General features: G+C 60.8%; 9 protein-coding genes. 8 read left to right on the forward strand and 1 reads right to left on the reverse strand.

The window, feature by feature from the left end:
* Positions 1-105 precede the first annotated feature (105 nt).
* The 8 genes from I2G43_RS05865 (at position 106) to I2G43_RS05900 (ending at position 12,049) form a co-directional block, all read left to right on the forward strand.
* Positions 106-756 carry an HAD family hydrolase gene (locus tag I2G43_RS05865; protein WP_195535445.1) on the forward strand — a complete coding sequence of 217 codons (651 nt, stop codon included), beginning with the start codon at positions 106-108 and terminating at the stop codon, positions 754-756.
* Between the two features lie 218 nt (positions 757-974).
* Positions 975-2,459: a rhamnulokinase gene (locus I2G43_RS05870; RefSeq protein WP_195535446.1), complete on the forward strand. Its 1,485-nt coding sequence runs from the start codon at positions 975-977 to the stop codon at positions 2,457-2,459.
* 198 nt (positions 2,460-2,657) lie between these two features.
* Positions 2,658-3,488, forward strand: a complete 831-nt coding sequence (gene rhaD / locus I2G43_RS05875) for a rhamnulose-1-phosphate aldolase (protein ID WP_195535447.1) — start codon at positions 2,658-2,660, stop codon at positions 3,486-3,488.
* 32 nt (positions 3,489-3,520) lie between these two features.
* Complete coding sequence (locus I2G43_RS05880) at positions 3,521-4,948, forward strand: arabinose isomerase (RefSeq protein ID WP_195535448.1); 1,428 nt, start codon at positions 3,521-3,523, stop codon at positions 4,946-4,948.
* A gap of 281 nt (positions 4,949-5,229) precedes the next feature.
* On the forward strand, positions 5,230-6,918 hold the full coding sequence (locus tag I2G43_RS05885) for a PTS transporter subunit EIIC (RefSeq protein ID WP_229071622.1): 1,689 nt from the start codon (positions 5,230-5,232) through the stop codon (positions 6,916-6,918).
* 86 nt (positions 6,919-7,004) lie between these two features.
* Entirely contained in the window at positions 7,005-9,266 is a 2,262-nt protein-coding gene (locus tag I2G43_RS05890; RefSeq protein WP_195535449.1) for a family 78 glycoside hydrolase catalytic domain, read from the forward strand.
* A 21-nt stretch (positions 9,267-9,287) separates the two neighbouring features.
* Positions 9,288-11,183 (forward strand): FAD-dependent oxidoreductase, encoded by a 1,896-nt coding sequence (locus I2G43_RS05895; protein WP_195535450.1) that lies wholly within the window; start codon positions 9,288-9,290, stop codon positions 11,181-11,183.
* Positions 11,184-11,221: 38 nt separating this feature from the next.
* Positions 11,222-12,049 carry a PRD domain-containing protein gene (locus I2G43_RS05900; RefSeq protein ID WP_229071628.1) on the forward strand — a complete coding sequence of 276 codons (828 nt, stop codon included), beginning with the start codon at positions 11,222-11,224 and terminating at the stop codon, positions 12,047-12,049.
* A gap of 222 nt (positions 12,050-12,271) precedes the next feature.
* Here the strand turns inward: I2G43_RS05900 and I2G43_RS05905 are convergent, their stop codons facing one another.
* Positions 12,272-13,384 (reverse strand): LacI family DNA-binding transcriptional regulator, encoded by a 1,113-nt coding sequence (locus I2G43_RS05905; protein ID WP_229071624.1) that lies wholly within the window; start codon positions 13,382-13,384, stop codon positions 12,272-12,274.
* Between the last annotated feature and the right edge of the window lie 229 nt (positions 13,385-13,613).

The raw sequence follows: 13,613 nt of genomic DNA on the forward strand, positions 1-13,613 counted from the left end.
TAAGACATCTATCTATGTAACGAAAGTGCAATATGTATATACGTTATATACAAGTTTGTAAAGTGCGGTAGAGTAGCGGCAATGCAAGCCGATGGGGGGACCGAAATGATCAAGGCTGTCATTTTTGATATGGACGGAACGCTCGTGGACACCGAGCGCTTGGGTATTAAGGCGTGGAAAGCGGGTGCCGTTGAGCTGGGACTCGCGATTGATGAGGCGCTGATTCATCAGTTTATTGGTCGCACGCTGCCCGATGTCATGGGCATTCTCGAGGAGCATTACGGCAGCCACGAAACTGCCGACGCGCTCTATGTTCGCCACAAGGAGATTCGCGACGAGATGGTCAAGACCGAGCTGGAGCTTAAGGCCGGCGCTGCCGAGTGCCTGGACGATCTTTTGGCTGCGGGCTATCACGTGGGCCTTGCGACGTCTTCGCGCCACGTTACCGCCGAGCGCAACCTTAAGGCGTTCGGTCTCTTTGACAAGTTTGAGACCGTGACTTGCGGCGAGGACGTCGTGCACGGCAAGCCCGATCCCGAGATGTATCTGCTTGCCTGCAAGCGCGCGGGCTTTGCCCCCGAGGAGTGCGCCGTGGTCGAGGATTCGCGCAACGGCTGCGTCTCGGGTATCACGGCGGGCTGCCATGTCTTTGCCGTGCCCGATATCGTCCCGCTGCCGCAGGACGTGGTGGACGGTTGCGACGCCGTGCTCGACACGCTGTTCGATCTGACGGCGGCGGTCAAGGCCGTGCGCTAGCGCTGGCATACCATCTATTTCAATTTCATTTTAAAAGGCGGTCGTCCGCGTTATGCGGGCGGCCGCCTCTCTGTCTGTGTGGAAGATTCTGACCCAGAACTACCGTTCACCGGCTAGAAACAACCGCTCGCCGGACTGAAATTGACTCATATTGAAATTGAAACGATTCAAATAATAATGAAAACCGTAAATGAACCGCTTCAAAAAGGGGAAAGCACATGGAGAGTCGCATCGAGTCCAAGCATTACGCAGCGGTCGATATCGGTGCTTCGAGCGGTCGTGTTCTTGCCGGCTGGGTCGAGGACGGCAAGATGTCCTACCAGGAGGTCTACCGCTTCGTTAACGAGCAAAAGCGCGTTAACGGACACGATTGCTGGGATGTCGAGGCCCTGTTCGACCACGTTGTCGCAGGCCTGCGTGCCGTTAAGGACCAGACCGGACAGGCTCCTGCCACTATCGGTATCGATACCTGGGGCGTCGACTTTGTGCTGCTCGACGAGCATAACGAGATCGTCGGCGACACGGTCGCTTACCGCGACGCTCGTACCGACGGCATCTACGAGGTCGCCGACCAGATCATGGACCCGGCTGAGGTCTATGCCCGCACCGGTATTCAGCGCCAGCCCTTCAACACGCTCTATCAGCTGCTTGCCCTTAAGAATGAGCATTCCGAGCAGCTCGAGGCCGCCCGCACCTTCCTGATGATTCCGGATTACCTCAACTGGCGCCTGACCGGCATCAAGGCCAACGAGTACACCAACGCGAGCACCACCGGCATGCTCGATGCCGAGAGGTGCACGTGGGACACCGAGATTCTTGCGCGCTTTGGCATTCCCCAGGGCATCTTCCTGGAGCCTACCATGCCCGGCGCGGTGCTCGGCGAGATCACGGCCGACATTTCCGAGAAGATCGGCTACTCCGCAACCGTCGTGCTGCCCGCCACGCACGACACCGGTTCCGCCTTTTTGGCCGTGCCAGCCAAGGACGACAACGCCGTCTATATCTCGAGCGGCACGTGGAGCCTGCTGGGCGTCGAGAACCAGCACGCCATTACCAATGAGCTCGCCCACAAGCAGAACTTCACCAACGAGGGTGGCTATCTCAAGCGCTACCGCTTCCTCAAGAACATCATGGGCTTGTGGATGAACCAGTCCGTCCGTCGCGAGGTCAACGGCGTCGACTACGTCGAGGGCAAGACCTCGCACAAGGCGCTCATGGACCACAAGGTCGGTTTTGACGAGCTCCGCACGCTCTGCCGCGAGGCCGAGCCCTTCGAGTCCTACGTCGATGTCGACGACGACCGCTTCTTGGCTCCCGATTCCATGATCCAGGAGATCAAGCGCGCTTGCGCCGAGGGCGGAGAGCCTGTCCCGCACACCGTGGGCGAGATTATGCGCACCAATTACTGTAGCCTGTCCCGTTCGTATGCCAAGGCTATCGAAGGCCTGCGCGAGCTTTCGGGTCACGATTACACGAGCATCAATATCGTGGGCGGCGGCTGCCAGGATTACTACCTCAACCAGATGACGGCCGACACCTGCGGGCTTCCCGTGTTCGCCGGCCCCATCGAGGGCACCTGCATCGGCAACTTTATCGTGCAGATGATCGCCGGCGGCGACATTGCCGACCTGGCCGATGCCCGTGCCTGCGTCGCGCGTTCCTTCGATGTCAAGCGCATCGACCCCAAGGGCATCCAGGCCTAACCGAGAGGGGAGATGCGCCCCTCGTCACGTACCTACCCCCAGCCCCGCGGACGGCAATTGACTCCTGCTGTACACGAGCGGCTCTCTCCGATGACATACGGCGCGGAGGCCCTACACGACACCATGCTCCGCGCCGCCGTCAATCGGCTTATCACGTTTTTTCAATTGGGCCCGCGGGCCCCGGAGAGGAGAAAAACAATGGCAATGGAAGATCTGGCGTTCATCAAGGGCTTTTGCCGCCTGTGCGACGATGGCTTTAAGCAGGGCTGGCACGAGCGCAACGGTGGAAACCTCACCTATCGCATGACCGACGAGGAGGTCGCCGAGGCCAAGCCGTTCTTTGAGGAGCCCCGCGAGTGGGTCAAGATGGGCGTGCGCGGCGAGAACCTCGCTGGCCAGTACTTCGTGAGCACCGGCTCGGGCAAGTACATGCGCAACGTCCTGGAGGATCCGCATGCCAACATCGGCATCGTCGAGATCAACGAGACCGGCGACGCGTTCCGCATCGTCTGGGGCCTTGCCAATGGCGCCCGTCCGACCAGTGAGTTCGAGAGCCACTACATGAACCACTGCGTGGCTGCCGCCCGTACCGATGGCGCCGACCGCGTAATCTATCACGCCCACACCCCCGGCATCATCGAGATGTCCTTCGTGGTGCCGCTGGAGGATCGCGCCTTCACGCGCATCCTGTGGCAGATGATGACCGAGTGCGTCGTCGTCTTCCCGGCCGGCGTGGGCGTTGTGCCCTGGATGGTCCCGGGTGGCCCGGCCATCGCCGAGGCGAGCTCTGAGCTCATGAAGACCTACGACACCATCGTCTGGGCTCACCACGGCCTGTTCGCCGCCGGCCCCGACTTCGATACGACCTTTGGCCTGGCGCACACCGTCGAGAAAGCCGCCGAGATCTACCTGGCCGCACGCGCTGCCAACGGTGGCTCGGACGACTTCCTCAACAAGATCAGCGACAAGGGCCTCAAGGACACCTGCCGCGACTTCAACATCAAGATCAACGACGCATTTGTTGACTAACAAGAAAGTGAGACGGCGCATTGGAGGAAATCATGCTCGTTAACACTAAGGCCAAGGTTGGCGTCTTCTCGATTGCCCTGGGTGCCTATCTTCCGCAGTTCCCGCAGCTCGTTCCCAATTTTGAGCAGCAGTACGAGGACTTTAAGGCCACGCTGCCCACGACCGTCGAGCTTATCGACGGCGGTATGGTGACCACCAAGGAGCAGGCTCAGGTCGCGGGCGACAAGTTCCGTGCCGAGGATGTCGACCTGGTCATCCTGCAGATGCTCACCTATGCCACGAGCTACAACGTGCTGCCGGTCGTGCGTGACCTGGACGTGCCCGTCGTCGTGGTCAACGTGCAGAAGAAGGCTCAGCCCGATTACGCCAACACCGACATTCCCACGTGGCTGGGCGACCTGTACGCCTGCGGTGCCCCCGGCGAGGTCGTGGCCGACCTTAACCGCGCCGGCAAGCGTCACGCCGTGGTGACCGGCGTCGTCGAGGGTGGCGACCCGGCTGTGGCCGAGCAGCTCGAGCAGTGGTGCCGTGCCGCTCAGGTGCGTCGTCGCCTGCGCCGCACCAACATCGCCCAGATCGGCCGTCCGTACCCGGGCATGATGGACCTCTACATCGACGAGACCAACCTCTACAACCGTCTGGGCCTCTACACCAAGCAGTTCGACTGGGAGAAGATGTGGGCCATCGCCGACAGCATCGACGACCAGACTGCCGTGGACGCCAAGGCCGCCGAGATTCTCGACACCTTTGACGTCGAGGGCGGTGCCAAGGTTTCCGACGAACCCATCCAGGAGATGGCCAAGTACGTTGTCGCCTTTGAGCAGTGGGTCAAGGACGAGGAGATCGGCCTGGTCGCCAGCCACTACGACGGCTATGCCAAGGGTCAGGCCGGCGTGCTCGACTCCATGCTCATCCCGGCGTTCTCCATGCTTATCAAGCAGGGCACGAGCTGCGCGGTCGAGGGCGATATGAAGGTCGCCATCGCCATGAGCATCCTCAAGACCATCTCTGGCACCGGCCAGCTCTCCGAGATGTACTCCATCGACTTCCCCGAGGACATCGTCATCATCGGCCACTCCGGCTCCGGCGATGCCGACATCTCGACCGCCAAGAAGCCGGCGCTCAGGGTTGTCCCCGTGTTCCACGGCAAGACCGGCGGCGGCTACCTCACCCAGTTCTACCCCGGCCACGGCACCATCACCTTCCTGGGCATTACGCAGGATGGCGACGGCAACTTTAAGTTCGTGGTTGCCGAGGGCGAGAACGTCGACGGCCCGATCTTCACGTTCGGCGACACCAACATGCGCATGAAGTTCTCGATCGGCGCCCGTGAGTTCATGGACCGCTGGAACGAGACTGGCCCGACCCACCACATGGCCGCCTGCCTGGGCAGCCAGACCGACACGATCCTCAAGGGCGCCAAGATTCTGAACGTGCCGTGCGAAGTTGTCTGCAGGTAATGGCTCAGCCGTTCGCGGGCTGAAAACAACCGTTCGCGGAGTCGTTTGAAACGTTTCATTGCAAGCGGCGGAATTCGAGTATCATAGCAATTAAGAAAAGCTGCGCCGGAGACAAGGCGTCAGTGGGATTGTTATTCCAGACGGAAGCATGACCGGCACACAGTGTGACAGCACGCTGTGTGCCGGTCTTTTTTGTTTTCGCCGCGGCTATTCTGAGTACGGCGTGGTGCACAACGTCGTGCCGAACAGGGCAAAAGGCAGCCCGAAGAACAGGAGGAGTCATGATCGAGCTCATCGAATGCATCGAAACCCTATCGGGTGGCGAGGCCAATATCAGCGCCCTCAAAGCCACTGAGGACGGCGTTCGCGTGACGGTCAAGGACCGCAGTGCGGTCAAGCTCCAAGATATCCGCGCTCTTCCGGGCGTTGCTTCGGCAATCTTTACGTCTTCTGTCCTGAAATGCACGTTTACCCAAGAAAAGGGAGGGCACATGGGCCAGTACCATGAGCTTGCCGGCGAGATTCTCAAGAACGTCGGCGGTATCGAGAACGTCAAGAGCGTTCGCCATTGCATCACGCGTCTCCGCTTCGTCCTCAAGGACGAGAAGATCGCCAATGACGACGTCATCTCCAACCTCGATGGTGTTATCCAGGTCATGAAGGCCGGCGGCCAGTATCAGGTCGTTATCGGAGCCGCCGTGGATGATGTCTACGAAGAGCTCGTCTCCGGCTACAAGGTGCCCGGTGTGGGCGCTGTCGCCGCAGGTGATGAGCCTGAGGAAGCCGAGGACGGCAAGAACAAGAACGTCTTCAACATGCTGATGGACACCGTCTCGGGTAGCATGGCTCCTACGCTCATGCCGCTCGCCGCGGCCGGTATGATCAAGGGCCTGCTTGCCCTTTGCATCGCCATGGGCTGGCTCGCCGCCGACAGCGGTACCTATATGATCTGGTACTCCATCGCTGACGGCTTCTTCTACTTCCTGCCCATCATCCTGGGCTACACCGCCGCCAAGAAGTTTGGCTGCAACGAGTTTTTGGGTATGGCTCTCGGCGCGGCGCTCGTGTATCCGGCCATGGTCAACCTGAGCGCCTCGGCAGAGGTTATGGGCACGCTCTTCGAGGGTACCGCGTTCCAGATGAGCTACTACAACACGTTCCTGGGCATTCCAGTCATCCTTCCCGCGTCCGGCTACACCTCGAGCGTCATCCCGATTCTTATCGCCGTCTGGGCGGCTTCCAAGCTCGAGCGCAGTCTTAACAAGGTCATTCCGCAGCTCATCCGTTCCATGTCCGTGCCGTTCCTGTGCTTTGCCGTCATGGCCCCCGCGACCTATCTGATCATCGGCCCTGTCGCCTCCATGATCTCGGGCGTGCTGACCCTCATCACCGAAACGCTCATCAATATCCCCGTCGTTGGCGGTGCCGTGGTCGGTATGGTCGTCGGTGGCGCGTTCTCCACGCTCGTCATGTTCGGCCTGCACTGGGCCATCATCCCCATCATGCTCAACAACATCGCCATGCTAGGTTACGACCCGCTTATGGCGGCCGGTTCCATCGGTGGCTTCGTAGGTGTGTCCCAGGGCTTGGCGGTCATCCTCCGCACCAAGAGCGACAAGACCCGCAACGTCGCCATCCCGGCTACGATCTCGCAGTTCTTCGGCGTCGGCGAGCCGCTGCTCTACGGCATCCAGCTTCCCAGCAAGTTCCTGTTTGTCCAGAACATCGTGTTCTCTGCAATCGCCGGTCTGGTGATGGGTGCCCTTAACGTCCACGCCTACAGCATGGGCAGCGCCGGACTCTTCGGTATCCCCACGTTCATGGACCCCACCGGTGCCGACACGAGCAATATCGTGTTCTACCTGGGCACGCTTGCCGTGATCATGGTCATCGCCTTTGTCTTCACCATGGCTACCTATCATGACGACGGCAGCTACCTGGGCAAGTCCCGCAACAAAGAGCAGGCCTAAGCAACTGCGCTTTTCATAGTTCCCAGCCAGTGCGGCGATCCAACGTGGCGGGTCGCCGCACCGTAACTTCCCGAAAGGTCGGATCCATGCAGCCTGATTTGTTCGACGCCCGTTGGATTTCGGGTGAGCCGTTTGTCTATGAGCCGGCGGAATCGTATTACGACGAGTGTCACCGCAACCATGTCGTGCGCGGCACGTTCGATCTTGAGCTGGTGCCCGCGTCGGCGGTGCTCACGATCGCCGTCTTGGGCTACGCGCGCGTGCGCATCAACGGCGTCAGGATGGATGCATCGGAGCTTTTGGGATGGTGGACCAACTACACCAAGGTGGTCTATTCGCACAGCCTCGAGGTGGCGGACAAGCTGGTCGTCGGCACCAATACGATCGAGATCGAGCTGGGCAACGGATTCTTCAATCCCTCGCCGTTGACGCTCTTTGGCAAGTATAACCTGCGCGAACGTCTGGTCGAGGTCGGGACCCCGCGCGCTGCGTGCGCGATTGTGGCGGCCGGCGGCCGCGTGCTCGCCAAGACCGACGCGTCTTGGACGGCGCATACAGGCGAGCTGCTGTTCAACAACGTGTATCTGGGCGAGGTGCGCGACTTGCGGCCGGTGCCCGGGGATGCGTTGCCGGTGACGGTTTATGACGAGGTGCGGGCTATCGAGCCCTCGCCGGTCGCGCCGTGCGTGCGCGACACGGTAGTGGAGCCCAAACGGATTTTCGAGCACGAGGACGCCGTCATCATCGACTTTGGCGAGGTCGTTGCCGGATTCATGAAGCTGAGTGTGGAAGCAGACGAGGGGCGGCGCATCGAGCTTGTCTATGCCGAGACGTGGCGCGACGGGGGTCCGTATGCGGGCACGGCAGTGGCGGGTTATGCCGGCATGGAGACGCCGCGCGGCGTGTGCCCGGGTGGCCCTGGTGCTCCGGAGCCTGCGGTACAGCGCGACGTCGTTGTGTGTCACGCGGGTGAAAACGTGTTTGAAAACGAGTTTTGTTGGCATTCGTTTAGATATGTGACGTTAACCGGATGCGATGTCGCGGCGATTCGCTCGGCCAGGGCGACGTATGTCCATACCGACCTCAAGCGCTGCGGTAAGCTATCGCTCGGCAATGACGCCTTCGAGCGACTTCACGACGCCGCCATTCGCACCAAGCTCAACAATAATCACGGTGTGTTCGAGGATTGTGCGCGCGAGCGTTTTGGCTACGGCGGCGACATGATCGCGCTTGCGGCCTCGCAGATGTTCTCGTTCGATGTCTCCGGCCTTCTCGATAAGACGCTCGCGGACTTCAACCGCGACCAGACCGAGTGCGGCGGTTTTCCCGAAACGGCTCCCTTCATGGGTATCGGATCCAATGGTCCTGCCTATGGAGAGGGTCCGCTCATGTGGCAATTTGCCCATCCGTACCTGGCGATTCAAGCCGACCGTATCTACGGGCGTCGCGATTTACTCGAGCGTGAGTGGCCGGCGATCGAGCGTTTTGGCGACTATCTGATGGGTTTCGATCCGGCGGAGCTGGCACCGCACTGCCTGGGTGACCACGGCAGCATGATTGCGAAGGGTTTCTCGAACGGTTCTCCCGATAAGGAGTTTGTCGGCTGGTGTGCGATTCTCTGGGGTTTGCGTTTGACGAGCGAGGCTGCGGGGCGTAAGGGCGCGGACGGCGTGCGTTTTGAGCGTGCTGCGGAACAACTGCGCGCCGAGATCATTCGGCGCTTTCGACATGCCGACGGGTCATTTGGCGACGGAACGCAGACGTCCTGGGCGTTTGCCGCGGCACTTGAGCTTGGCGATCAGCTCGAACTTGTCGAGCGACTGGCGCGGGCGGTCGATGCCGAGCGGGTGCTAACGACCGGCATCTTCGGCACGGCTTTCGCCTTTGACCTGCTGTCGCGCTGCGGCCGCAACGCCGTGCTCGAGCGCTGGTTGCTGCGTGAGCAGGGGCCGAGCTTGCTCAGTATGCTCGCTGACGGCAACAGGGCGCTTATCGAGATGTTCGACGATCCGCTGGCCTCGTACGACCACGCTATGTTTTCGAGTTACGACCAGTGGTTCTACGAGGGGCTCGGCGGCATTCACGTGAGCCGTGATGCGCGGGGGTGCGATGGCGTTACGGTGCGTCCGTATCTGTCGCATGCGACCGATACGTTCTTGTGCTCCTGGCAGACGGTGCGCGGCGAGATCCGCGTTGCTTGGGAGCGCACGGGCGCTGGGGTCGCGATTGATGTAACGGTGCCGGAGGACATCGAAGCCACGGTGGAGGCGCCGCTCGAGGGCACCTTGCTTGAGCGTGTGACCGATGGCTCGACAACGCATATGGTTGTTGAGCAGCTCGTTCGTTAGAAATCCTGGGGGGAGGGACTCATGAAATACCCGCATCTGTTTTCGCCCATCAAACTGGGTGATGTGCTCGTGCAAAACCGCATCGTCGCCAATCCTATGAGCGAGCATTTTGAGGACCGTTGTCTGGGCGGCGCCGGTATCGTCATCTGCGGGCATACCATCGTGGAGCCCGGGCGCTCCTCGTGGATGAGTGCCGACGAGCCGTACGTCTTTTCCAAATACGCTCGCGAGGAGGCTGTCCGTCGTGCTCGCATGGCGCGCCAGGCGGGCGCCGTCGCGAGCATCGAGCTTGCGCATGCCGGACTTTACGCCCGCACGATCGACTACGCCATGGGGCCGGACGCCTTTGTGCGTGAGGATGGCGTTGAGGTTCGCGCGATGACGCCCGACATGATGGGGCGCACGGCTGCCTGTTGGGCGCAAGCGTGTGTCGATGCTCGCCGCGCCGGCTTTGACATGGTGTTTTTGCACTTTGGACACGGTTGGCTTATTGACCAGTTCTTGAGCCCCCTATTCAACCATCGCACCGATGCATATGGCGGCTCTATCGAGAATCGTATGCGGTTTCCGTTGCAGGTGTTGCGGGCGTGTCGCGATGCTGTGGGACCGCGCTTTCCCATGGAGATGCGCATCTCGGCGGATGAATGTATGCCGGGAGGCATCGAGCTTACGGATGTCATCGCGTTTTGCCGTGAGGCTGAACGGTATGTGACGAGTATCCAAGTCTCGTGCGGGCTCGATATCGAGCATGAGGCCAACGTCCATACCTCTGCCACCAACCTCGATCCGCACTTACTTAACGCGCATCTTGCTCGTGCCATCAAGGCGGAGATTTCGGTACCGGTGACGCTCGTAGGCTCCGTCGAGACGCCGGAGGAGGCCGAGCGCGCGATCGCCGAGGGCACGTGCGACATGGTGGCGCTTGCCCGCGCGCTCGCCGCCGATCCGATGTGGCCGGCTAAGGCCCGCGCGGGCCGTGCGGCGGATATCGTGCCGTGCCTGCGCTGTCTGCAGTGCTATCACATCTCGACCGATCGTTGGAACGTGGGGTGCAGCGTCAACCCGCGTTTTGCCAACGAGAATTTTATTCCGCGTGAGGTAGAACCCGCGTCTCGACGCAAACGGGTGCTGGTCGTGGGTGCGGGTCCTGCCGGTTGTATGGCGGCGATTGTGGCACGCGAGCGCGGCCATGAGGTGGTTCTCACGGAACGCAGCGGTTCCGTTGGCGGGGCAGTCAGGCTTATCGCACAAGAAGCGCATAAGGAGGATGCGGCTCGCTACCTGCAGTATTTGCGGCATCGTATTGACACGCTCCGGCAGGGGGATGGGTTCGAACTCAGACTTGGTTACGCTGTCGATACGGATATGGTGCGCGCGATGGCGCCCGACGCCCTTATCGTAGCTATCGGTGCCGAGCCTTTCGTGCCGCCTGTTTCCGGGCTTGATCGGGCTACCGGCTTCGCGAGCGCCATCGAGCACCCGGACGCGTTGGGCCAGCGCGTGGTGATTGTGGGCGGTGGCACGATCGGTGCAGAGCTCGCGCTCGAACTAGCCGAGACGGGCCGCGATGTCACGGTCGTCGAGATGGGCGATACGCTGGCAGCGCAGGGTAACTCGCTCTTTCGCATCGTCTTGCGCCAGATGTTCGAAAAGCACGGTGAGAACCTCCATGTTATGCTTAACACGATGTGTCTCGCTGCTGGGGAAGGTGTCGTGTGGGTGTCGGGGCCTGATGGCGGAAAGCGCGAGCTTGCGTGCGATGACGTGGTCGTGGCGTCGGGTGTACGCTCGCGGACGGTGGAGGCCGAGTCGTTTGTGGGGCTCGCGCCCCAGACGTTCATCGTCGGTGACTGTCGCCGTGCGCGCATTATCAAAGACGCCGTGTTCGAGGGCTATAGTGCCGCTGCGCATCTGTAGCTGTCATAGAGCGCTTCTATTAGGAAGGTTGTTTGGCGATGTGGGTCTTAAAGAAGATCAACAACAACTGCGCGCTTGCCCGCGATGCGGATGGACAGGATCTTGTCGTCTTTGGCAAAGGTATCGCATACCGCCGACCGCCCTACGAGCTCAAGGACCTGTCGGTGGTCGAGCGTACGTTCTACGGCGTGGGCGGTGCGTCGATCGCTGCGCTCAAAGATATCCCCGAGGATGTCCTGTTGCTTGCGGCGGATATCATCGACTATGCAAGCGAGCGGCTTGATGTCGAGTTCAATCCCAACGCCCCTGTGACGCTGGCCGATCATATAAACTTTGCCGTGCAGCGCGTGAGACAAAGCGTGGTGATCGAGACGCCGCTTTCGTTTGACGTGATGCGCTTGTATCCGCATGAGGTTGCAGTGGCCAAGCGTGCGGTGACACTTACCAAAAGCAGGCTGGGCGTGGAGCTGCCTCCGGCGGAAGTTACCAATATCGCGCTGCACTTGATTGACGGTGAGGCCGAACAGAGCAACATGCAGGCGACGGTCGAGGCGACGCGTGTGCTCGAGGAGGTCACGCGAATCGTCTGCGAGCATATCGGAGACGTTGATACGGGCTCTTTCACCTACGCGCGTTTCGCAATGCACGTGCGGTTTCTGCTCGATCGCGTCAAAGCCGGCGGTGAGGTGGACGAGGGTTTTGGCACGATGCTCCCTGTGATGAAGGATGCCTATCCCGAAGCTTATGCGTGTGCGGCGGACATCCTTGCGTATTTCCTAGGGTCGCACGGTTGGGAATGCAGCGAGAACGAAACGCTGTATCTGCTTATGCATGTACAGCGCCTGCGCGCTAGTATCGATGGCTAAAAAGGTGTCGGTCTACCTGCGCATACACGATATGGGGAGTTATATCGGTTCCCGTTTACACGAAATGGGAAGTTACGGATTGGGCACTCGTCTTCGTCGAAGTTCAACTTTGTACGAGGCTCGTCTGACGTTTGTTAGCAAAACCGCTGGCGGAAAGCCCGGCAGACCGATCGGTCTGCCGGGCTTTCCGCATAAAGTCGAACCGCAGCGGGCACAGTCACGCTACAAGTACGCGCCGAGGTTGATCGCGGTAGCGTCGGTTTGGGTGTTTGCCTGGGTGCTGGCGCGCTCCAGCAGGAACGGGCGTACGAGCTCTTGGCGGTTGATGTCCTCGACGGCTGTGACCGCGGTGACGGTGCGCGCGGCGGATCCGATGCGGATGTGCTTGGTTTTTGCCGGCGCCTTGTTTTCGATCTGCTCCATGAGCAGTTGAACGCCCTTGCGGCCGATTTCGTAGCCCGGGGGCGCCACGGTGGTGAGCGGAACCGCTCCACTCCAGGCGAGCGGGTTGCCGTCGCAGCCGGCCACGCGGACCTGCCCGGGGACGGAAATGCCCTTGTCGACCAGCGCCGAGATGACGCCCGAGGCCAACACATCGGTCAGACCGACGACAAAATCGGGGCGCTCGGCGGCGGGGCGCTCGGCGATTTGGCTGCCGATGCCATAGCCGTCTGCCGCGGTATTCCATTCGCCGGCGTCGATGACTTCGATCTTGATATCGGGGCGCAAGGCAAGGGCCTTGTGAATGCCAAGCACGCGTAGGGTGAGCTGCATAAATGCTGCTCGACCCACAACGACAATATGGCGTGCGCCGCGGGCGATGGCGAGCTCGGCGATGATGCGGCCCTGGGCTTCGTTATCGGCCGCCACGTAGTAGCCGGGCTCGGAGCAGTGGATGTCCAGGTGGACGATGGGCACGGGCATCTTGGCCATGGCCGGGCGCCAGTCGGGGGATGCCATGGGCTGAACCATGACGCCGGACATCTGCGTGCCCATAAAGTAGCGCAGGTAATGATCCTCGAGAATATCGTCGTTGTCGGCATTGGCGATGAGCAGATCGTAGCCGTGCTTGCGGGCCTCGTTGTGGGCGCCGCTGGCAATTTGGAGTGAGAAGCCGTGGTCGAGGCGGGGGAGGACCAGGCCAAAGGACTTGGTGGTGCCGCCGGCCAGCTGACGGGCGCTTTGGTTGGGCAGGTAGCCCAGACGATTGATGGTCTCGTTGATGAGTTTGAGGGTCTCGGGGCGCAGCTTTTCGGGATGGTTGAGCGCGTTGGAAACCGTGCCCAACGAAACCCCGGCCTCGCGCGCGACGTCGCTGATTTTAACCTTTGCCATAGCGGCCCCTTTGATGCGTTTCAAGTACAAGCCTGATTGTAGCATCGTCCGCCCCCGGGGCGTCAAAACCTGCCAATTAGGGACAGGTTTATTTTGGCAGGTTTTATCTGGGGAAACGCCGCCGTCCAAACCACCACGAAGGGGACAGGCACCTTTGTGGTGGTTTGGACGTGTGTGCATCGGGTGGTATCTAAGTTGAGATACCACTTCTGGTATATCAGCTTGCGTT

Source organism: Collinsella aerofaciens, assembly GCF_015557435.1.
Taxonomy (GTDB): Bacteria; Actinomycetota; Coriobacteriia; order Coriobacteriales; family Coriobacteriaceae; genus Collinsella; species Collinsella aerofaciens_Z.